This window comes from Candidatus Marithrix sp. Canyon 246, assembly GCF_001723685.1.
In the GTDB taxonomy this organism is placed as follows: Bacteria; Pseudomonadota; Gammaproteobacteria; order Beggiatoales; family Beggiatoaceae; genus Marithrix.
Window position 1 is genome coordinate 58,685 of sequence record NZ_MCBX01000012.1, and the last position, 21,325, is coordinate 80,009.

Annotated in this window: 18 protein-coding genes, 1 tRNA gene, 1 other RNA gene and 2 pseudogenes; 12 read left to right on the forward strand and 10 right to left on the reverse strand. The window is 33.7% G+C overall.

Features of this window, described 5'->3' with window-relative positions; all coding sequences use genetic code 11:
* The 6 genes from BHU68_RS08800 to BHU68_RS08825 all read right to left on the reverse strand — a co-directional run bounded on the left by BHU68_RS08800 (position 1) and on the right by BHU68_RS08825 (position 4,589).
* Positions 1–204 (reverse strand): cold-shock protein, encoded by a 204-nt coding sequence (locus tag BHU68_RS08800; protein ID WP_069471621.1) that lies wholly within the window; start codon positions 202–204, stop codon positions 1–3.
* 105 nt (positions 205–309) lie between these two features.
* Positions 310–1,686 (reverse strand): NAD(P)(+) transhydrogenase (Re/Si-specific) subunit beta, encoded by a 1,377-nt coding sequence (locus tag BHU68_RS08805; protein WP_069471620.1) that lies wholly within the window; start codon positions 1,684–1,686, stop codon positions 310–312.
* Entirely contained in the window at positions 1,686–1,976 is a 291-nt protein-coding gene (locus BHU68_RS08810; protein WP_253180915.1) for an NAD(P) transhydrogenase subunit alpha, read from the reverse strand. The genes BHU68_RS08805 and BHU68_RS08810 overlap by 1 nt, the downstream gene beginning before the upstream one ends.
* The gene (locus BHU68_RS08815) at positions 1,976–3,109 is read right to left on the reverse strand and encodes a Re/Si-specific NAD(P)(+) transhydrogenase subunit alpha (protein ID WP_069471618.1); all 1,134 of its coding nucleotides are present in this window, start codon (positions 3,107–3,109) and stop codon (positions 1,976–1,978) included. The genes BHU68_RS08810 and BHU68_RS08815 overlap by 1 nt, the downstream gene beginning before the upstream one ends.
* Before the next feature lie 64 nt (positions 3,110–3,173).
* Positions 3,174–3,752 carry a superoxide dismutase gene (locus BHU68_RS08820; RefSeq protein ID WP_069471617.1) on the reverse strand — a complete coding sequence of 193 codons (579 nt, stop codon included), beginning with the start codon at positions 3,750–3,752 and terminating at the stop codon, positions 3,174–3,176.
* A gap of 102 nt (positions 3,753–3,854) precedes the next feature.
* Positions 3,855–4,589, reverse strand: coding sequence for a queuosine precursor transporter (locus tag BHU68_RS08825; protein ID WP_069471616.1), 735 nt, complete (start codon positions 4,587–4,589; stop codon positions 3,855–3,857).
* A gap of 159 nt (positions 4,590–4,748) precedes the next feature.
* On the opposite strand from BHU68_RS08825, the gene htpG reads away from it, so the two are divergent.
* From htpG to BHU68_RS08865, 9 genes and pseudogenes are all read left to right on the forward strand, one after another.
* Positions 4,749–6,674 (forward strand): molecular chaperone HtpG, encoded by a 1,926-nt coding sequence (gene htpG, locus BHU68_RS08830; protein WP_069471615.1) that lies wholly within the window; start codon positions 4,749–4,751, stop codon positions 6,672–6,674.
* Between the two features lie 46 nt (positions 6,675–6,720).
* Positions 6,721–6,810, forward strand: a tRNA-Ser gene (locus BHU68_RS08835).
* Between the two features lie 20 nt (positions 6,811–6,830).
* Positions 6,831–6,928, forward strand: an RNA gene (gene ffs, locus BHU68_RS08840) — signal recognition particle sRNA small type.
* Between the two features lie 36 nt (positions 6,929–6,964).
* Positions 6,965–8,485, forward strand: coding sequence for a DNA polymerase III subunit gamma/tau (gene dnaX, locus BHU68_RS08845; RefSeq protein WP_069471614.1), 1,521 nt, complete (start codon positions 6,965–6,967; stop codon positions 8,483–8,485).
* Between the two features lie 20 nt (positions 8,486–8,505).
* Positions 8,506–9,684 (forward strand): hypothetical protein, encoded by a 1,179-nt coding sequence (locus BHU68_RS08850; protein WP_069471613.1) that lies wholly within the window; start codon positions 8,506–8,508, stop codon positions 9,682–9,684.
* Between the two features lie 14 nt (positions 9,685–9,698).
* Positions 9,699–10,010 carry a YbaB/EbfC family nucleoid-associated protein gene (locus BHU68_RS08855; RefSeq protein WP_069471612.1) on the forward strand — a complete coding sequence of 104 codons (312 nt, stop codon included), beginning with the start codon at positions 9,699–9,701 and terminating at the stop codon, positions 10,008–10,010.
* A 4-nt stretch (positions 10,011–10,014) separates the two neighbouring features.
* Positions 10,015–10,380: pseudogene (locus BHU68_RS17895) on the forward strand (methyltransferase domain-containing protein); the annotation flags it as partial.
* Positions 10,381–10,617: 237 nt separating this feature from the next.
* On the forward strand, positions 10,618–11,061 hold the full coding sequence (rnhA, locus tag BHU68_RS17900) for a ribonuclease HI (RefSeq protein ID WP_069471641.1): 444 nt from the start codon (positions 10,618–10,620) through the stop codon (positions 11,059–11,061).
* Positions 11,058–12,941, forward strand: coding sequence for an N-acetylmuramoyl-L-alanine amidase (locus BHU68_RS08865; RefSeq protein WP_069471611.1), 1,884 nt, complete (start codon positions 11,058–11,060; stop codon positions 12,939–12,941). The genes rnhA and BHU68_RS08865 overlap by 4 nt, the downstream gene beginning before the upstream one ends.
* 43 nt (positions 12,942–12,984) lie before the next feature.
* On the opposite strand, the gene BHU68_RS08870 is transcribed toward BHU68_RS08865, so the two are convergent.
* Positions 12,985–14,172: a glycoside hydrolase family 3 protein gene (locus tag BHU68_RS08870; RefSeq protein WP_216092656.1), complete on the reverse strand. Its 1,188-nt coding sequence runs from the start codon at positions 14,170–14,172 to the stop codon at positions 12,985–12,987.
* Between the two features lie 148 nt (positions 14,173–14,320).
* On the opposite strand from BHU68_RS08870, the gene nagZ reads away from it, so the two are divergent.
* Entirely contained in the window at positions 14,321–15,760 is a 1,440-nt protein-coding gene (nagZ, locus tag BHU68_RS08875; RefSeq protein ID WP_069471610.1) for a beta-N-acetylhexosaminidase, read from the forward strand.
* A 25-nt stretch (positions 15,761–15,785) separates the two neighbouring features.
* Here nagZ and BHU68_RS08880 read toward each other — a convergent pair whose 3' ends face one another.
* From BHU68_RS08880 to bioB, 3 genes are all read right to left on the reverse strand, one after another.
* Positions 15,786–17,168, reverse strand: a complete 1,383-nt coding sequence (locus BHU68_RS08880) for a lytic transglycosylase domain-containing protein (protein WP_069471609.1) — start codon at positions 17,166–17,168, stop codon at positions 15,786–15,788.
* A gap of 424 nt (positions 17,169–17,592) precedes the next feature.
* Positions 17,593–17,847, reverse strand: coding sequence for a hypothetical protein (locus BHU68_RS08890; RefSeq protein ID WP_069471607.1), 255 nt, complete (start codon positions 17,845–17,847; stop codon positions 17,593–17,595).
* Between the two features lie 75 nt (positions 17,848–17,922).
* A complete protein-coding gene (gene bioB / locus BHU68_RS08895) occupies positions 17,923–18,867 on the reverse strand; it encodes a biotin synthase BioB (RefSeq protein ID WP_069471606.1) in 945 nt (314 codons plus the stop codon).
* Positions 18,868–18,934: 67 nt separating this feature from the next.
* Between bioB and BHU68_RS08900 the strand changes: the two genes are divergently transcribed.
* Complete coding sequence (locus BHU68_RS08900; protein ID WP_069471605.1) at positions 18,935–20,332, forward strand: aminoacyl-histidine dipeptidase; 1,398 nt, start codon at positions 18,935–18,937, stop codon at positions 20,330–20,332.
* 374 nt (positions 20,333–20,706) lie between these two features.
* Positions 20,707–21,325, forward strand: a pseudogene (locus BHU68_RS08905) (AAA-like domain-containing protein); the annotation flags it as partial.

The following is a 21,325-nucleotide window of genomic DNA, read 5'->3' on the forward strand; positions in this document are numbered from 1 at the left end:
CTACTGAGGAAAACATTTTGTCACTTGTGGACCTTTTGGGCTATCCATAGATTCAAACTGAACTTCTTGCCCTTCTTTTAGAGTTTTAAACCCTTCACCTTGTATCTTAGAATAATGAACAAACACATCCTTACTACCATCTGTCGGTGAAATAAAACCGAAGCCCCTTGTTTCATTAAACCACTTGACAGAACCCTGCATCATATCTTTACAACCTTATTGTATCTAAATAAAAAAAACTAATCAATATTCTTTTGAATACTATTCATCATAGTGTAATCAATTTTGATATAAATTACAATTAATAAATTATAAAGATTTAATATTTTGTAATAATTCAGCTGCCATTTTTTGCCCGTCACCGTATAGCATACGTGTGTTATCAGCAAAAAATAAATTATTTTTAATACCAGAAAATCCTGTACCTTCACCGCGTTTTATTACTAGAACATTTTTCGCTTTGTCAGCATTTAAAATTGGCATTCCATAAATTGGACTTTCAGGATTGGTACGTGCTACTGGATTCACCACATCATTAGCTCCAATAACTAATACCACATCTGTTTTTTCAAACTCCTCATTTATGTCATCCAAATCATAAATAATGTCATAAGGTACACCTGCTTCTGCTAATAATACGTTCATATGCCCCGGCATCCGCCCTGCTACTGGATGAATCGCAAATTTTACAGCTACTTTATTCTCAATTAAAGTTTTTGTTAATTCCCAAATTTTATGTTGCGCTTGCGCCACTGCCATACCATAACCGGGGATTATAATTACTTGTTGAGCATAAGCCATCATTATGCCAGCATCCATAGCATCTATTGGCTTTAGACTACCTTCTGTATCATCAATTGCATTGTGACTTTGTTCATGAGAACTTGGTAATAACACATTCATTAATGAGCGATTCATAGCTTTTGCCATTAATCGTGTCAATAAAGTACCTGCTGAACCAACCACAATACCTGCAATAATCATTGCCTCATTGCCAAGTACAAAACCTTCAAATGCTACTGCAAGCCCTGTTAAAGCATTATATAGTGAAATTACCACTGGCATATCTGCACCACCAATTGGCAAAGTCATTAATATTCCAAATATTAAGGCTAATATAAAAAACACAGTTATCATGAACGTCAGTGCAACCATATGGGAAGGTGCCATTATGATAGCCACTCCCAATAATATTATTGTGGTAAATAATGCTATGGTGACCAATTGTTGATTATGAAAAGCCCATGATTTTTTCATTAAACCTTTCAATTTCGCATAAGCTATAATTGAACCTGAAAAAGATACACTACCAATTAAAGCACCTAATATAGCTAAAGTTTGATGATCTGTACCTTTAAACAATTCCACTGCTGCAATCGCCGCTGCGGCACCACCACCCATGCCATTATATAAGGCAATCATCTGTGGCATATCTGTCATAGCAACACGTTTGGCAAACCACCAAGCTGGTAAACCACCTAGCATTATTGCGGTAATAATTAAACCAAAATTACCGATGTTTGGGGTTAAAAATGTCACAATAGTGGCAAGCATCATTCCGACACCAGCCCAAACAATACCGCCTCGCGCTGTTGCTGGCGAACCCATCTTTTTTAAGCCGAGTATAAACAATATAGCCGCAAGGAAATAAGCTGTTTGAATTAAAAATATTGGTAAATCGTCCATTATTTGGCTTCTCCTTTACTGCTTTTAAACATTTCTAACATACGTTCAGTGACAACATAACCACCTACAGCATTACCAGTAGCTAACATAACCCCAATAAAACCAATTATTTTTCCTAAAGTAGTATCTGCATTTCCAAGTGCTATCATTGCACCTACTAATACAACTCCATGTATGAAATTAGAACCAGACATTAAGGGCGTATGCAAAATAGCAGGTACACGCGCAATTACTTCATAACCAGTAAAAGCCGCTAACATAAAAATATAGAGAGCTGTAAATCCTTCCATTATGCACTTACTCCTTCTACTAATGATTGTATGGCTGCATGTTTGATTTCGCCTGCATGTGTTAATGCCGATTTAGCCAGAATTTCATCATCCCAATCTATTTCTAATTCACCATCTTTTATCATTAAAGATAATAAATTAAACAAATTTTTAGAATACATTTCACTAGAATTGACAGGGATTTGACTAGGGATATTTAGCGGTGCTTCGATTGTAACCGCTTGATGCACAATTGTTTCTCCCGGTTGGGTTAATTCACAATTACCACCACCTTCTGCGGCAATATCAACAATTACAGAACCGCACTTCATATTTTCAACCATTGCAGTTGTAATGATTTTTGGCGAAGCACGCCCGGGAATAGCCGCTGTAGTAATTACTACATTTGCAGCGGCAACATGTTGAGCCAATTTATTTTGTTGCTTTTGCTTCTCTTCTGCGGTTAATTCGCGTGCATAACCACCATCAGCATTGGCTTTTATATCTACATTAATAAATGTAGCTCCTAAAGATTCTACTTGTTCCTTAGTTTCAGGGCGAATATCATAAGCTTCAACATTAGCACCTAAACGTTTTGCAGTTGCAATTGCCTGCAAACCAGCCACACCTACACCTACTACCACAACCTTAGCAGGGCGAATTGTACCAGCCGCAGTTGTCAACATTGGAAAAAATATATTAGCTAAATCTGCTGCTCTTATTACGGCTTTATAACCAGCAACTGCCGCTTGAGAAGATAAAGCATCCATATATTGAGCGCGGGAAATTCTAGGAACTAATTCCATAGAAAAACTAGTTACTTTTTGATCACGCAATTTCACAACTCGATTTAAATCGCTATATGGAGACATAAAACCTATTATTACTGCACCTTCTTTCATTAGTGCAATTTCAGCTTCAGTCGGTGCTTGTACTTTTAATATTACATCCGCCTGCTTATATATTTCTTCATTACTATCAACAAGTTGACAATTTTCATAATCAGCATCTAAAAAATAAGCGCGTTCACCAGCAGCCTTTTCAATAAAAACTTCAGCACCTAATTTTGTTAAACGCTGCAAAATGTCAGGTACTAAGGCTACACGCCGCTCTTCAGGGATTTGTTCTGTAGGTACAGCCACAGATATTGGCATAATTAATAATTCCTTTAAGGTTAATTCTAGCCATTATGTTGAGGCAATTGCAATAAGTTCAATATTAGCTAAAATTTTTAGCTACAAAATCCCAATTGACTAAGTTCCAAAATGCTTCTAAGTATTTTGGACGTGCATTACGATAGTCAATATAATAAGCATGTTCCCAAACGTCACAAGTTAGCAGAGCGGTTTGCCCAGAAGTCATAGGTGTTGCGGCATTGCTAGTGCTGGCTAATGCGATACTACCATCAGCTTCTTTTACTAACCAACCCCAACCTGAACCAAAAGTTGTGATTGAAGTTTTACTAAATTCTTCTTTGAATTTGTCAAATGAGCCAAATTTGCTATTAATAGCGTCAGCTAAAGCACCAGTAGGTTCACCACCAGCATTAGGGCTTAAACAGTTCCAATAAAAGCTGTGATTCCAAATTTGAGCTGCATTATTAAATATACCGCCAGAAGATTTTTTGATAATATCTTCTAGTGACATATCGGCAAATTCTGTATCCTTAATAAGGTTATTAAGATTAGTAACATAAGTTTGGTGATGTTTACCATAATGAAATTCTAAAGTTTCTTTAGAAATATGTGGTTCTAAGGCATTCATTTCATAAGGTAATGATGGTAATGTATGTGTCATTTATATTCCTGTTATGATGATTTGGAAGAATTTCCGAGTTATTATGTAGGTTTATTGAAATTGTTTTCAAGTGCATTGATGCTAAACATCAGCTGATAATAATTAATCTAATTGCAGTTTTTTCCTCCAAGAAGTGGATTCTTTCCACTCTATTGCCCAATAAAGAAATATTGTATCAATCAGTGCGATTAAAATTTTAATTATATATTTACTCATAGCGAGAGTCATGGCTTTCCAAAAACCAACAATTGGTGCCCACACAATAAGTGCATATAATACAGTATCCAATCCCTGAGATAAAATTGTGGAAGCATTATTTCTTAACCATAAATGACGACCATTAGTTTTTTTCTTGATAGCATGAAATATCCAAATATCAACACTTTGTGTAATTAAATATACAAATAAAGAACCAAATACAAAAATAGGGGTAAAATTGAATAAAACGCTCATTGCATTATGAACATTTTGAGAATATACCGTTTGCGAGGGCAAAAATAATAGGCTGATATAAATCATAAGAACCATAATAATACTAATTATAAATCCAAGTAATACTGCCCCTTGTGCTTCTTTACGACCATATTTTTCACTTAATAAATCAGTTGCGAAATAAATACTAGAATAAAGTATAACCCCTAAACTGGTTTCCATACCAAAAATAACTGTTAATTTAGGACCTTGTAGGTTACTTAACATGATATTGAAAATTACAATAGCATATAAACCCCTTTTGCCAAATAGTTTATAAAGCAATAATGTGACAAATAAATCAAGAATAACTGTAAATAACCACAAGCCATCTTGAAATGTAAAAAAATTTATAAATTCAATCATATGATTCCATTGCGAGCTAATTTTAGTTAAAAATCCTACCGTTTGAAAAATCTATGAGGTTTGAGAAAACACATAGATTTTATATTTTAGTATTGAAACTGCCTTTAATAACCTTATGTATTTGGGCATCTCAATTTTCACGCCAAAGAGAACTTTATAATGACGGTTGAAACTGAAAAAGAAACACTAGGTTTTCAAACAGAAATAACACAATTATTAAACTTAATGATAAATTCCTTGTATAGTAACAAGGAAATCTTTCTACGCGAATTAATTTCTAATGCTTCAGATGCATCTGAAAAATTACGATTTGAAGCTTTATCAAATGATTCTTTATTTGAAGGCGACGCTGAATTAAAAATTTGGATCGACTTTGATAAAGATGCCAAGACTATTACTATACGAGATAATGGTATTGGTATGTCACGTGAAGAAGTAATTGATCATATTGGTACGATTGCTAAATCGGGTACACAACAATTTTTCAAATCTTTAACTGGTGATCAAGAAAAAGATAGCCAACTAATTGGTCAATTTGGGGTTGGTTTTTATTCTTCATTTATTGTCGCTGATAAGGTAACATTAATTACTCGTCGCGCTAATTTAGATTCTTCTGAAGCAGTACAGTGGGAATCTGCCGGTGAAGGAACTTACAGTCTTGAAAATATAGATCGTACACAACGCGGTACCGAAATAATTCTACATATTAAAGATGATGCTGGTGAATTTTTGTCAGATTATCGTTTACGTGACACCATAAAAAAATATTCTGACCATATTACCTTTCCAATTGTAATGTCAAAAGTTACAACTGATGAAGAAAAAGATGAAACTATTATTGAAGATGAAGTCGTAAATGCCGCTACAGCATTATGGACATTATCTAAATCAGAAATATCTGATGAAGAATATACAGAATTTTATAAGCATATTGCTCATGATTTTGAAGCACCATTAGCACGTTTGCATAATAAAGTTGAAGGTAAAATGGAATATACAAGTTTATTGTTTATTCCAAGTCGTGCGCCTTTTGATTTATGGGATCGTAATCAGCGTCATGGTTTAAAGCTTTATGTACGACGTGTTTTTATTATGGATGATAATGAACACTTATTACCATCTTATTTACGTTTTGTACGTGGTATCATAGATACTAATGATTTACCCCTAAATGTTTCACGGGAAATTTTACAACATAATAAGCAAATCGATTCTATTCGTGCTGGTATAGTTAAAAAAATACTTAGTAGTTTAGAAAGTATGGCGAAAACTGATAAATACGCTACTTTTTGGAAGGAATTTGGTAAAGTCTTTAAAGAAGGTATTATTGATGATACTAATAATAAAGAACGTATTGCTAAATTATTGCGTTTTTCAAGTACCCATGATGATAACCCTATTCCTGTTATTTCATTAGATGACTATATAGGGCGTATGAAAGATGGGCAAAATAAAATTTATTTTATAACTGCCGAAGGTTTTGCCGCTGCTAAAAATAGCCCACATTTAGAAATTTTCCGTAAGAAAGGTATTGAAGTTTTATTATTGTCAGATCAAATTGATGAATGGTTAGGAACTCATCTAACTGAATTTGATGGTAAAAATTTACAATCAATCACTAAAGGTCAACTAGATTTAGGTGATTTAGAAGATGAAGCAGATAAAAAAGAAGCTGAAAAGGCTACTGATGAATTAAAACCAATATTAGAACGTATTAAAAATGTTCTGAATGATAAAGTTAAAGATGTTCGAGTAACATATCGTTTAACTAATTCGCCTGCATGTTTAGTAGCAGATGAACATGCAATGGATGCAAGTTTAGAACGATTATTAAAATCTGCTGGGCAAAGTATGCCTACTAGTAACCCAATTATTGAAATCAATCCTCAACATCCAATTATCCAAGCTTTAAAAGATGAAGAAGATGAAACTCGCTTTAACGATTGGTCAAATATTTTATTTGATCAAGCTTTATTAAGTGAGGGTGGGCAATTAGAAGATCCAGCAGAATTTGTTAATCGTTTGAATAATATGTTTTTATCATTAGGTAATTTATCTGCTTCACCGATTTTAACAATTAATTAATTGAATTTCTCTTCAATACTTGTTATAATACTCTGAGTAACAAGTTGGAGAGGTGTCCGAGCGGTTGAAGGAGCACGCCTGGAAAGCGTGTATACCTTAACAGGTATCGAGGGTTCGAATCCCTCTCTCTCCGCCAACAATCAATATGGTGGTTGGTATTGGTCCCCTCGCAATGGCTTTATTGTGAATCCCGTCAGATCCGGAAGGAAGCAGCGGCAGCAATAAATACATGTGCCGAGGTGTGGCGGGTACTGGCTGCCGCCCTCTATTTTCTATTCTAATTTTTTCTCATGGCTTATCAAGTATTAGCCCGTAAATGGCGACCCCGTTATTTTCCTGAAATGGTTGGTCAAACCCATGTCGTGCGAGCCTTGACCAACGCACTAGATAATGACCGTCTTCATCATGCTTATTTATTTACCGGTACACGCGGTGTAGGTAAAACTACAATTGCACGCATTTTTGCAAAGTCTTTAAATTGTGAAACTGGTGTTACTGCTTATCCTTGTGGTAAATGTTCCAGTTGTTGTGAGGTTAATGAGGGCCGTTTTGTTGATTTAATCGAAGTTGATGCAGCATCACGCACTAAAGTCGAAGATACTCGTGATTTATTAGATAATGTACAATATGCTCCAACTCGCGGGCGTTATAAAGTCTATTTAATTGATGAAGTACATATGTTATCTACTCATAGTTTCAATGCCTTATTGAAAACTTTAGAAGAACCACCATCTCATGTCAAATTTATACTAGCAACTACTGATCCTCAAAAATTACCAGCAACCATTTTATCCCGTTGTCTGCAATTTAATCTTAAACGTCTGCCAATTGAACAAATTCAACAACATTTACAGACAATCCTAGAAAAAGAAAATATTGCTGCTGAAGTTTCAGCCTTAAATCAATTAGCACAAGCGGCTGATGGTAGTATGCGCGATGCTTTAAGTTTGTTAGATCAAGCAATTGCTTATGGTGCTGGCAAGTTATTAAATGATGATGTTAGTAGCATGTTAGGTACGATGGATCAAAATCTAGTTTTAGAATTAGTCAAAAAACTAGCACAATTTGATGCTAGTGCTGTATTAGAACAAGTGGCTAATTTATCAGAACAAAATCCAGATTTTGTGATGGTATTAGGTGATATTTTATCCTTATTACAATCAGTGGCATTGGCACAAGTAGTGCAGCAACAGCCTAGTATTGACAATGAAGCAATTTTACAATTAGCAACACAATTATCAGCAGAAGATGTACAATTATTTTATCAAATAGCCTTATTAGGGCGACGTGATTTACCATTAGCACCAGATCAACGTGGTGGTTTTGAAATGCTGATGTTGCGTATGTTAGCATTTCGCCCTAGTACAACTAACATTAAAGTAGCAACACCAAAACCAGCGGCAGCAACACCAATACCAACACCAATACCAACACCAACACCATCTAAGATTGGTAATGAATGGAATAATATTATCAATGAATTAGGCTTAAAAGGCTTGATTAGACAACTAGCTTTACAATGTGAGTTACAACGCGAAGGCAATACTTGGAACTTAATATTATCATCTGATCATAAATATCTATTAAATAGAAAAAACAAATTAGAAGATAAAATAAAAGAAAAATATGGTGAATCACAAATTGTAAATATTGGTTTAGGGAAAATTCAGACAGAAACAGCAGCGGTACAAGAACAGCGCGTAAAAGAAGATCATACACAATATGTCACTAAGACTGTTGAAGAAGATCCTTTTGTAGTGTTTTTTAAGGAAAAATGTGGAGCGCGTATATCAAATATAGAAGTTATCTAATATTGTAGAGAAGTATTATTATGAATAAATTATGGTTAATATTACTAAGTTTTACGATAATCAATTATAGTTATGCTAATGAAGATAATTGGTGGGATATTTCTACTAAAGCAGTTGTAAATTTATGGAGTACTACTAGCACTACAGAATTTGCAGAAATCTGGGAAAATATCACTCCAAAACTAAATGAAGTGTTAGAGCTTGAGCAACAAGCTGAAAATACACCAAATAGTGTCTGGTTAGGTTTAGGCACTGATAAAGAAGATCTTAATGAAGAAATAAATCTGTTGCTTGATGAAGCTGTAGAAATTTTAAGTGTTTCTAATATTAATAATATTCGACAAGCTATTCGCGCTGAAGATGACAGAATTCGCGAAATGAAACAGGATATTGCTAAGTATCATCAAGCTCAAATTACCGCTCCTGTTGATTCAACTTGGCACACTACCGTTGCTGATTATGATCTTAAAATTAAGCAAATATATGAATTAATTGAACAAAGCAAGACTAAAATAACTAAGTTAAAAACCCAATTTGCGCAAGAACTTTCCAATAAAGGCTTATCAATTTCAACAGAACAATTAGAAGTATTATTATCAAGCGTAGTTGGAGATGATATTACCCAAAGCAGTATTGTTTATGATAATATTAAACAAATTAGTCAACAATTAATGAGTTTGACAGAAAAAAGTGGTGAAGATATTAATATTAGTCAACGCTATTATGGTATGTACACAGTGTTATTAAAAATATTGCTGCATATGCAACAAAGCTTCATTGCTAAACTTGATTATCAATATTTACCCAAAATCGCTAATATCATTATAGAAGTTAAAAACATTAATGTTACAACTGGTAATTTATTACGTTCTATAGATGAGAAAACTCATCGTAAGCATTTATTAGCTAATCTGCAAGCTCAAAATTTCACTTTGCAAACAGCCAAATTATATAAAAAACACTTAGTTAAACAACGCTACAAGATTGTACAAGCGATTAAAAAAACTAGTCAGGATTTACAGATTGCGCAAAATACCTATAAAACTGTTAGAATTGGCGGCGAATTAATTAATTTATTACGTTCTAGTAATAAGTCATTTGAAATCTTATTAAATATTCAAGTACCAGATTTGCTGATATTTGAAAATAAGCAAATGAAACATGAGTTTGCAATACTCACTCAAAAACTTAGTCAATAAAGGATAGATAAACAATGAAGGGTGGAATTGCGGGTTTGATGAAACAAGCCCAACAAATGAAAGCTAATTTTGAAACTGCACAAGAAGAATTAGCTAAAATGGAAGTTCATGGAGAATCCGGTGGTGGAATGGTCAAAATTACCATGACTGGGCGACATGATGTACGACGTGTTGAAATTGATAAAGAATTAATGACTGAAGATAAAGAAATGTTAGAAGATTTAGTTGCAGCCGCTATTAATGATGCTGTACGTAAAGTTGAAAAAACCAGTCAAGAACAATTATCAGGAATGGGGCTTCCTGAAGGTATGAAGTTACCATTCTAATATTATGAATAAACTATGCCTAATACGAAGAACTAGATGGTTTAATACTCCGTTAGGGCAACGTTTATTGAATGAAGAAGCTGCCGTTTTAAAAAAAATTTTACCCAATCTATTTGGGTATCATTTATTACAAGTAAGCAATATAGGGCAAGGTTGCTTATTTGAAAGTAGTCTTATTAGACACTCTTGTATATTAAATGATGTAATTGATTATCCAATTCAGAAATTTTCCAATGTCTATGGTTTAGCAGATGCTTTACCGTTTGCCCAAGATAGTCTTGATGTGGTGCTATTACCACATGTCTTAGAATTCGCAGAAAATCCACATGATGTTCTACGTGAAGTTGAACGTGTCTTAATACCTGATGGTTATGTTGTAATATTGGGTTTTAATCCTTTTAGTATTTGGGGAATATGGTCTAAATTCGGTTCTAAAACAGCACCTTGCTGTGGGAAATTTATCTCTTTATTACGCTTAAAAGATTGGCTAGCATTGCTGGGTTTTGAAATACAACAACAACAAAATTTAGGCAGAGTATATATAGTGCTTGCTAAAAAACGTGTAGCAAATTTAACTCCTATTAAACCGAAATGGATTTTGAACAAAATGAATGACACAATTGTTGAGGCATTTACTGATGGTGCTTGTCGAGGCAACCCCGGAGCCGGAGGTTGGGGTGTTTTATTACGTTATAATCACCATGAAAAACAATTATATGGCGGCGAACTAGATACAACTAATAATCGTATGGAGTTATTAGCCGCTATTATGGCATTAGAAAACTTAAAACGTTCTTGTAAGGTTTGTTTAACTACTGATTCTCAATATGTGAGAAAGGGTATTACTGAATGGATTCAAAATTGGATTAAGCGCGATTGGAAAACAGCAAGTAAAAAGCCGGTTAAAAATGTCGATTTATGGCAACGTTTATACGCTGCTACTCAAAAACATCAAGTTGAATGGAAATGGGTAAAAGGGCATAGTGGGCATACTGAAAATGAAATGGTTGATGGTCTAGCAAATCAAGGAGTTGAATCAATTTTAAAATGAAATATCTTATAATACTTATATTTTTATCTATTAATGTAAATGCAAATGAATCTTTACGCTTAGCTAAATTAGCAGAACAACAAATACTTGAAGGTAATGCTACTAATGGAATTTTATTAGCTTTAGAAGCATTGCCTAAAAATATATATAAACCAGATAAAGCTTATGTAGTTGAAGCTGAAATTCAATTATTGAATGGACTATTACAATTGCATGAATATTATGAAAATTTTGATTTATTCTCAATTGCATTAGATTCTGAAAATAAATATGATGTTAGCTTTTATACTGGTAATTATAGATGGCGACAAGCATTAGCAAATAAGGATAATTGTGTTGCTTACGTAGAACAGCATTTTAATGCTTCTGAAAGTCGGCGCGATGGTTATACAATGGTACTTGTCTCATATAAGTCATCTAAGAAAGTTAGAAAATGGGCAAAGTCATATGTTAAAAATATTGCCAGAACATTTGGTGTTCGTCAATATCGAGGCAAAGGGATATTAGTTGGAGGTTATAATGGGCGTGGTAATGGTAATTTAAAATATTTAAACATGCCCGGCGTGTTATTGGAATCGTTATTTGCTACTAATCCAAGACATGCTAAATGGATTAAGAATGAAGCAGACCAATTGCAACTAGCTTTTATTTTATTTAAAAGTATCAGAAAATATTTTCCACAAGGTGGGCGAATTTGTTTTAGTGTTGGGCATAAATATAAGCATTATCCTCGTAATGATAGGGGAGCTCACGTTTATGGTGGTGGTAGGGAATCTGAGTATGCTGAAATTATATTACAACAAGCTCAAAATCTTATCGAATATAAATTATTACAAGGTAATTTTGTTCGCCCATTAATAAAAAAATTGCAAGATTTTGTTAGAGCGAATTTAGATTTGCCAGCCTTAGAATTTGATGAAGCATTATATGAGAAAACTAGTGAATTATTATTGGCATTATCAAGCCAACAATTAATTGATTACGCTAGAGAAATTATTCCACGTTGTAGTATAACTCAGGAACAACGTGTAAGATTTGCTTTGCCGAAATTAAAAAGCCAAAGATTAATAGAATCAGGAGATAAATTAGCACGACGTGGTAGAATTAAATCAGCGACAAGAAAATTTAAACAAGCACGCAAACTTGATCATTGTTTACAGTTTAATCCAGAAGATAGGGCGCGTTGGATTGCTGCTCAGGTAGAAATTTATAAAGCACAAAAATTAGCTGAAAAAATGAAAATGTTAGCGGCGAAGACTAAATTTAAAAAAGCCATGCGAATTTATTCAAAATTTAGAATTAATCCAGACAAGGAAACACGACGAATAGCTGCTGATGAGTTAATTAATCAAGGTGAAAAATTTGCAGAAGCGGGAGAAATTGAAACTGCTTTAATCAAATTTCAAACAGCAATAACCATTAATACTAATTTAAATTTTGATCCTCATGAAAAGATTAGAAAAATTGCAATAAAACCTTTACTAAGAAAAGGAATGTACGCCATACGACAAGCTAATATTAAACAAGCATTAATTATTAATGTTAAATTGCAGGTAGTTGATCCTAAAGGTTTATATTCAGAAAAATTTTGGAGTAGTCTTTGTTGGTATGGTAGCCTATATGGAAATGCAAATTCAGTGATGAATGCTTGTACAAAAACAGTTAAACTGAAACCAGAAAATGAATCTTATCGAGATAGCCGAGGCTTAGCAAGAGCATTAACAGGTGATTTTAAAGGCGCAATTGCAGATTTTGAATTTTATATGAAACATGCAAAATTGAAACATAAGCTAGTAAAACGACAAGAATGGTTAAATCAGCTTCGTGAGGGGGTAAATCCTTTTACAGAGACTGTTATTCAAGGTTTATTGGGTAAATAGAGAAATCAGACCTGACAGGTTTTAAAAACCTGTCAGGTCTAAATTAAATTATTTTACCCTTCAATGCTAATATACGTTGATAAGATTCATCAATCCGTTGTTCACTAATATTTTCTTTAATAATTTTCGTGACTTTTTTCGCAATATCTGGGTCAAAGTGTCCAATGTTATTGCCTATTACTAGTATATCTACACCTGCTTCTATCGCTTTTTTTACTGCTGTTTCTAATCCATATTCATTAGCGATGGCTCTCATTTGCATGTCATCTGAAAACACTATTCCAGTATGACCTAATTTTTGACGTAATAAGCCAGTTATGGTTGATTTTGATAGAGTTGCTGGCCATTTAGGATCTAGTCTATTATTAAATACATGGGCTGTCATAATTGAATCTGCTTGCCCAGCTTTTATAATGTCTTTAAATGGTTCCAATTCAATTTGAGACCAAGTATTACTTACGTCTGCTATTCCTAAATGAGAATCAGCGGCTGAACTGCCATGCCCGGGAAAGTGTTTCAATGCGCAAATTATTTTATGACGACGATGAGCTTTGATAAATTCAATCGCATGTCTAGTAACAATGCTTGGATTTGCAGAAAAACTACGTCTTATTTTGCCAATAATAGGATTATTAGGATTGGTATTAACATCTACTACTGGCGCAAAATTAAGATTTATACCTATATCAGATAAGGTTTTTGCCATCTGAGTGGCTTTTTGCCGTGTGAAGGCTAGGTTGTTTTTGTTGCCTAAATATTGGTGAGAAACAGTTGCTGGAAAACCATATCTTTTCTTTAAGCGATTTACTTTACCTCCTTCATAATCAATACTAATTAATAAAGGTATATCCGCATAAGATTGTAAAGCCTTAGTTAATCTTCTGACTTGTGAAGGAGATTTGATATTACGAACTGGTTTCTTGAGAGGAGTATCATAATCAAACAGTAGAATACCTCCAACATGAAGTTTTTTAATGTCATCTATCACTTTACGATTTACATCCAATCCGCGAAATCCAACCATTACCATTTGTCCAATTTTTTCTTCTAGGCTTGGGGTATGGTTTTTTGTGATTGATGATGGTGAAGTATTATGTATCATTGGTTTTTGAACTAGTATTTCTTTAGAAAGAACTGAAGTATAACTTGTCATTAATATTGCAGCAACACTACTTTGAGTAGCAATTTTCAAAAAGTAGCGTCGTGAAGATTTGGAAATTTTAGTTTTCATAATTTCATAAATTATAATGTTTATATTAATAAAAAATTTTAACATAATTATTTTTTTATAACTTGCTTATATTAATGAAACTGTTTATAGTTACTTAGAAGTACGCACGAAATAAGTCATGCGTTTTTCTAATATTTGGAGAAAATCTATGTGGTTTTTAGTTAAAAAAATTGGCATTTTTGTTTTTTTTATTCCTATTATGTTTTTGCAAACAGCTTGTGAAATGAAAAAACCAAGCCCAAGCCCAACCAATATAACTCAGAATGATCCTAAGATCAATAAGACTGATAATACTGATTTAAATAAAAAATCCGGAGTTTCAGATAAACCAGAAGAAGAAAAAGTGAGTTTAGAAGAAAAAATTGGTCAGATGCTTTTAGTTGGATTTCGCGGATTTAAGGTTGATGATAATTCTCGCATTATACAAGACATCAAAAAATTTCACTTAGGTGGTGTAATACTTTTTGATTATGATTTTGTTTTAACAAAGCGCCAACGTAACATTCAATCGTCTAAACAAGTAAAAAAACTGGTTAAAGATTTACAGGCTGCTTCGCAGACAAGCTTATTTATTGCAATTGATCAAGAAGGTGGCAAAGTACGGAGATTAAGGAACAAATTTGGGTTTTTAGTAACTCATTCTGCTCAGTATTTTGGTAAAAAAAATAAACCAAAATTAACTTACGATTATGCTTCTAAAATAGCCAAAAAACTAACTGAACTTGGTATTAATTTGAATTTTGCACCTGTTGTTGATCTGAATATCAATCCTAATAATCCTATTATTGGTAAAGTTCACCGCAGTTTTTCTAAATATCCTAAAGTTGTTACTCAACACGCTAGTGAATTTATTCGAGCACATCATAAAAATAGTGTACTTTGTGCGATTAAACATTTCCCCGGACATGGTAGTTCTACTAAAGATTCCCACCTTGGAATCGTTGATGTTACTAATACTTGGAAAGAAACAGAACTCCAACCTTATAGAAATCTAATCCAAGAACAATTAGTAGATGCTATTATGGTAGCTCATGTATTTAATAAGAATTTTGATAAACAATATCCAGCCACTCTTTCAAAACAAATTGTCGATATAGAATTACGCCAAAAACTGGGCTACAATGGTGTTGTTATATCTGATGATATGCAGATGAAAGCAATTACAAAGTCTTATAATTTTAAAACAGCCATTGAAAAGGTGATTGAAGCGGGTATTGACATAATTGTTATAGGCAACAACATTGACTATGATGAAAAAATTGTGGAAAAAACTGTTCATCTTATTAAAAATTTAATAAACGATGGTAAAATTACCGAAGATCGGATTGAACAGTCTTATAAAAGAATTATTGCTCTTAAAGGCAAGATTCCGGGATTCCACGTTTCTTCTACCTCTTCTCGTAATCCCCAGAAAAAATACAAGCTTATTTCTGTAGAAGGTGTATCTCCTAACACTAAGATCAAAATCATGAATACTGGATCAAATCAGCATGGCGTTGAACTTGAGCAAGGAAATTTTTACAATATTTTGGTTGATAACTCCAAATCTAAGCCTAAACAAATAATCATTCGTATGGAATTAGAATAAAAATCAGCTTTGCGAAGTTATTCGCTTAAGGGCAAGCTTTTAATATATTTCTCTTAATTGTCTTTTTAAACATTACATTCTTGTTTGCAATCGTATCTTGGTGAATATCATTGATAGTTGCCCTTAAAATGTTAAGCCAAATTTGTTTTTCAGACTCAGTGGTAGCAGATTTAAAGCTACCAGTAAATTGATAATACTTTTGGTCAATAGTTTGACAAACTAGTCTCCACCAATCTCGTTTTTTATAACCACCGGTTTTAAAGTTATCATCTGCTATTTTTTTGGCACTAAGTGGTATTTGTGCTGGTTCTTGAACTGGTGGTTCTTCAACCGTTGGCTCTTCAACTGGTTGTTCTTCAACTGGTTGTTCTTCAATTGTGTTAGGACAATTCTTTTTGATATTATCTTTTATTCTACTTTTAGACATAGCTTTTTGTCCTTTTAATCTGAGTTCATCTTGGTGAATGTCCTTGACAGTTACATTAAAAATATTCGACCAAAGCTTTATTTGCTTTTGAGTTGTTGCTGGTTCAGTGCTACCTATTTTTTCATAATACAGCTTATCAATGTTTTTACAAACCAGTCCCCACCACTGTTTTGGTGAATACATACCCTTATTTTTCGTAAATTCTACATCAGCCTTGCCTTTTGCGGAAAGAGAGAGATCAGGGGGTGAAGGTGGAAGTGGTAAATCTGCTGTCATGATTTTTGGTGCCTTTTTACAGGCATTTCCTTTATTATAAGCGGCTAAAATTACCTTCTGGTAATGTTGTGTTTCCTTAAAAGGAGGACATTTTCCGTATTTTACAATTCTGTGTGGACCAGCATTATAGGCACACAATGCCCGTTTTATAGAATTAAATCGTTTGAACTGTTCATTAAAGTAGTAAACACCGCAATTAATATTTTTGGAGGGGTTAAATAATTCTTTTCTACTTAAGTCACAAGCAGAGCGACCAGTTGCAGGCATTATTTGCATGAGTCCAACTGCACCAGCGTGAGAGACAGCTCTTGGTTTCCAGCGGCTTTCTTGATTGATTATGGCACAAACTAAGGATTGTTTAACATTATAACGCCTTGCTGCTTTCTTCACAAGTTTAAGTATAGTTATGCGTTTATTATTAATAGGAGGATATTCAGGAACACTAGCAGAACTTTGATTTTGTTGTTTTGTTTGCTTTACTGGCTTGTGTGTAGAATTACCGTTTTGATTATGAAAATCATCCTCGGGTTTTGGTGTAGTAGAAGGGAATAAAGTTCTTATATAATCAGGAGTAGTGGTATCATTATCAGAGGTACTATCAGAATCCTTGTTTGATGTTTCATCTTCTATTTGCGGAGTTGTACTGCATGAAAGAATGGATAAAAAATATAATCCAATTAATAAGCTAAATAAAATTTTTTTCATTTTTTATGGTCTATATAAGTAGGTACGATAAAGATTTGTAGGATCAGTGATAACCGACCATTTCCAATTATTTATTGCATAAAACACTTATGCTTAAATCCTGTGATCACTTTTGCTATTTGCTTAAAATCCTTGTCATTGTGCAAGCATTGTGCAATAAGGCAATCAACGCTTGATCGGATCGTGATACCACTACGCCGACAATCAAAATATATTTGCGCTGCTGCCGCTGCATGACTTTTTTCTTTATGCTGTAATTGGTAAAATTTTTGCCCTGAAAAGTAGCATTTAAATGACCCTTGTAGGATTTCCATATAAATCAGGTTATTCAAACCAACTTCTTTACTTTGCCAGCAGCACGCAAAGCTTTGTAGTCATAATCCTCCTATATCTTTCAATCCACGCATAATAAATTCTCCAATGCTTATTGATCATTATTTTGATTAAAAGTATCAGCTATATAAGCAATTCTATCTACAATATCAGCTACATATATGATATGGTAATTATTTTCATCCACTGATAGTATAGAGTTTTTCAATAACAGAAACTCCCACAGCTCACCATCTGTTATAATTCCATATACTTTATCTTGTTTAAATTGTTTTAATGTAGCGTACATTTCAGCTATACATTGACCTAAACCATCAGATAAATTACTTTTTTTAACTTCTACCAATTGTTATGTATATTAATTTTAAATATTTTTCTAATTCAAAAGCTTTGTAATCTTTATATTCGCCAAATGACATATTTATGATATTCCCAACCGTTGAAATAATTGTTGATCATCTTGTGTGCTAGGATTATCAGTTGTTAAAAGTTCTTCGCCATAAAATACCGAATTTGCGCCAGCAAGAAAACATAAGGCTTGTAATTCATCACTCATTGTGCTACGTCCGGCTGATAAGCGTACATATGATTTTGGCATCATAATACGAGCTACTGCAATACAACGCACTATTTCAAATGTGTCAAGTTTTTCTGTTTCACCTAATGGGGTGCCTTTGATTGGTACTAGTTGATTAATTGGTACACTTTCTGGTTGTGTTTCTAAATTCGCTAATGTCATCAATAATTTAGCGCGATCAGTTTCAGTTTCACCCAAACCAATAATACCACCAGCACAGGTTTTTAAATTGGCATTTCTAATATTAGCTAAAGTATCAAGACGATCTTGATAACTATGAGTTGTAATGATGTTCTTATAATAATCTTCAGAAGTATCAAGGTTGTGATTATAATAATCTAATCCAGCTTGTTGTAATTGTTGAGCTTGTTCAGCTTCTAACATGCCAGCAGTCAAACAAGTTTCTAAACCTAAAGCTTTAACTGATTTCACCATATCTAATAATTTCGGTAAATCCTTAGCTTTAGGCTTACGCCATGCTGCACCCATACAAAAACGAGTAGCTCCATTTGCTTTTGCTTGGTTAGCGGCAGCAATTACGCTATCAAGTTGCATTAAATCTTCAGTTTTTAGCTCGGTATCAAAACGAACACTTTGCGAACAGTAGGAACAATCTTCTGAACATTTGCCAGTTTTAATGTTTAATAATGTACTTAATTGTAATTCATTTGGATCAAAAAATTGGCGATGAATCGATTGAGCTTGAAACAGTAAATCATTGAATGCTGTATTAAAAAGTTTGTTTACTTCTGCTAGTTGCCAGTCGTGACGTATTAGTTTAGTTGTCATTGTTAATCTCTAAGCGTATTTATGATATATTGTATCATATAAATTAATCCATTGGAGTTATGCTGAAATGCTATTTGAACATCAAAAAACTAATGATATTTTAAACTGGTTTGAGCAAATCAATCAAATTCCCCGTTGTTCTAACAATGAACAAGCTATTTCTCAATGGTTGACTGATTGGGCTAAGTCTCATAATTTTGCGGTTTCAACTGATAAGGCACAAAATATGTTAATTAAAGTACCCGGTTATGATAATGCCCCTATTGTTATTCTTCAGGGGCATTTGGATATGGTTTGTGAAAAAACTCCTGATTCTAATCATGATTTCACTAAGGATCCTATTAAACATATTTATGATGGAAAGTGGCTAACCGCTGATAAAACTACTTTGGGTGCTGATAATGGTATTGCTATCGCGATGGCTATGACTTTGGCTTTGGAAAAAAACCATCCGCCATTAGAATTACTTTTCACTGTAAATGAAGAAACTGGATTAAATGGAGCCACTGACTTAGATCCTGAATTATTTGATGGGCGAATTTTGATTAATATAGATTCTGAAGATGAAGGAGTTGTGACTGTTGGTTGTGCTGGTGGGATTAATACTAATATCAGCCTAGGAATTGAACAAACAGGTGTGCCTAGCGATTATCAAGCGATAAAAATCAAAGCTAGCGGCATGTCTGGTGGGCATTCTGGAATTGATATTCATCTTGAAAAAGCTAATGCTATCAAAATACTAGCTGAAACAGTTGCTATGATGAAATTTGATATTCGTTTAGCTAATCTTAATGGCGGTACAGCTCACAATGTGATTCCTAGAGATGCTGAAGCTACAATATGGGTTGCAGAAAATGAGGTTGAAGCTGTCAAAAACCTTGTATTGGCAACAGAAACAACTTTAAAGCATGAATATAAAGATACTGATCCGAATTTATCAATTACAATTTCTGCCAGCGACTTAGAAGCTGATCAGGCACTAACATCAGAAGATAGCAAAAAAGTAATTGATTTTATTATAGCTTTTCCACATGGTGTAGCTGCAAAGTTCACTTCCAATAATCTTGCTACTGTCAGCATTGAAGCTGGAAATTTTAAAATTTTAAGCAGTCAAAGAAGTTCAATAGAGTCAAGAATTGAAGCACTAACTGATAGAGTTGAAGCATTAGCAAGATTAGCTGGTGGCGAAGCATACAGCGATAATCGCTATCCAGCTTGGCAGCCTGATATGTCATCTGAATTATTGGCAAAAAGTCTTGATGTTTATGAAAACTTATTTAATAAAAAACCAAAAATAGAGATTCTTCATGCTGGGCTTGAATGTGGAATAATCGGCAACAAGGTACAAGGAATGGATATGATTTCAGTAGGACCGACAATTAAATATCCACATTCACCAGATGAAAAGATTCATATTGGTTCGATTGGTAAAGTTTGGGATTTTTTGCAAGCTTTGCTTAAATAATTCAAATATTGTATTAATATGTCTGAATCAGGATTCAGACAATTTTGAATTAAAAAGGTGTAACAAATGTTCAAATATTTTGTTAGTTTGTTGTTGTGCGGATTATCCTCTGTGGCGATGGCAGAGGTTGAAGTAGTTACCACGCCGTTGTTGTCATTTCCTCCGGCTGAGCGAGTGGTGGGGCATACCAGTAGTGTTAATGACATACTGATTATGTAACGCCGTAGCCTTTTCTCCTTCAAGTCATCTTATCTATTCGGCTAGCCCTTGACTGCAAAGGAGCTGTGATTCAGTGAATTCTCTCAGACCTGACAGGTTTTTAAAACCTGTCAGGTCTAAAACTTCAAAATTCAAAATTAAATCCAATACTTACTATGCAGAAATTTTTTAACACCGCTGGACCTTGTGTTCCCGAAAAACATTATATGACAGTTCTTGATTTTAACAATATCAAAAAATTGATTGAGAACGAACGTTATTTTATTCTACATGCTCCTCGCCAAACCGGCAAAACTACTATGATGTTGCAATTGATGGAGCATTTAAATCAGGAAGGTAAATATATTGCCTTATATGTAAATATTGAAGTTGGTCAAGCTTGGAGAAATAATATTGCCAAACTAAATCAAACCATTATAAATGAATTCCGTATTCAAGCAAAAGTTTATCTTCCAAGCGAATATCAACCTTCAAGTGCCTGTTTTGAAAATGTTGGTGATGAATTTGCGACTTTTGTGACTCAATGGTGTTTAGAACTAACCAAACCTTTGGTGGTATTTATGGATGAAGTAGATGCCTTGATTGGTGATGGGCTGATTTCAGTGTTGCGACAATTACGAGCTGGTTATACCAGACACCCACGTGCTTTTCCTCATGCCATGTGTCTAATTGGTTTACGTGATATTCGTGATTATAGAATATATTCTGATAGTTCAAAACGTTATATTATTGGAGGTTCAGCATTCAATATTAAAGAAAAATCCATTTTTTTGA

Excerpts from the sequence above, each read along its gene's own strand:
- BHU68_RS08800 (WP_069471621.1), bottom strand. The coding sequence starts at position 204 with ATGATGCAGGGTTCTGTCAAGTGGTTTAATGAAACAAGGGGCTTCGGT.
- BHU68_RS08805 (WP_069471620.1), bottom strand. The coding sequence starts at position 1,686 with ATGGACGATTTACCAATATTTTTAATTCAAACAGCTTATTTCCTTGCG.
- BHU68_RS08810 (WP_253180915.1), bottom strand. The coding sequence starts at position 1,976 with ATGGAAGGATTTACAGCTCTCTATATTTTTATGTTAGCGGCTTTTACT.
- BHU68_RS08815 (WP_069471618.1), bottom strand. The coding sequence starts at position 3,109 with ATGCCAATATCTGTGGCTGTACCTACAGAACAAATCCCTGAAGAGCGG.
- BHU68_RS08820 (WP_069471617.1), bottom strand. The coding sequence starts at position 3,752 with ATGACACATACATTACCATCATTACCTTATGAAATGAATGCCTTAGAA.
- BHU68_RS08825 (WP_069471616.1), bottom strand. The coding sequence starts at position 4,589 with ATGATTGAATTTATAAATTTTTTTACATTTCAAGATGGCTTGTGGTTA.
- htpG (WP_069471615.1), top strand. The coding sequence starts at position 4,749 with ATGACGGTTGAAACTGAAAAAGAAACACTAGGTTTTCAAACAGAAATA.
- dnaX (WP_069471614.1), top strand. The coding sequence starts at position 6,965 with ATGGCTTATCAAGTATTAGCCCGTAAATGGCGACCCCGTTATTTTCCT.
- BHU68_RS08850 (WP_069471613.1), top strand. The coding sequence starts at position 8,506 with ATGAATAAATTATGGTTAATATTACTAAGTTTTACGATAATCAATTAT.
- BHU68_RS08855 (WP_069471612.1), top strand. The coding sequence starts at position 9,699 with ATGAAGGGTGGAATTGCGGGTTTGATGAAACAAGCCCAACAAATGAAA.
- rnhA (WP_069471641.1), top strand. The coding sequence starts at position 10,618 with ATGAATGACACAATTGTTGAGGCATTTACTGATGGTGCTTGTCGAGGC.
- BHU68_RS08865 (WP_069471611.1), top strand. The coding sequence starts at position 11,058 with ATGAAATATCTTATAATACTTATATTTTTATCTATTAATGTAAATGCA.
- BHU68_RS08870 (WP_216092656.1), bottom strand. The coding sequence starts at position 14,172 with ATGAAAACTAAAATTTCCAAATCTTCACGACGCTACTTTTTGAAAATT.
- nagZ (WP_069471610.1), top strand. The coding sequence starts at position 14,321 with ATGTGGTTTTTAGTTAAAAAAATTGGCATTTTTGTTTTTTTTATTCCT.
- BHU68_RS08880 (WP_069471609.1), bottom strand. The coding sequence starts at position 17,168 with ATGAAAAAAATTTTATTTAGCTTATTAATTGGATTATATTTTTTATCC.
- bioB (WP_069471606.1), bottom strand. The coding sequence starts at position 18,867 with ATGACAACTAAACTAATACGTCACGACTGGCAACTAGCAGAAGTAAAC.
- BHU68_RS08900 (WP_069471605.1), top strand. The coding sequence starts at position 18,935 with ATGCTATTTGAACATCAAAAAACTAATGATATTTTAAACTGGTTTGAG.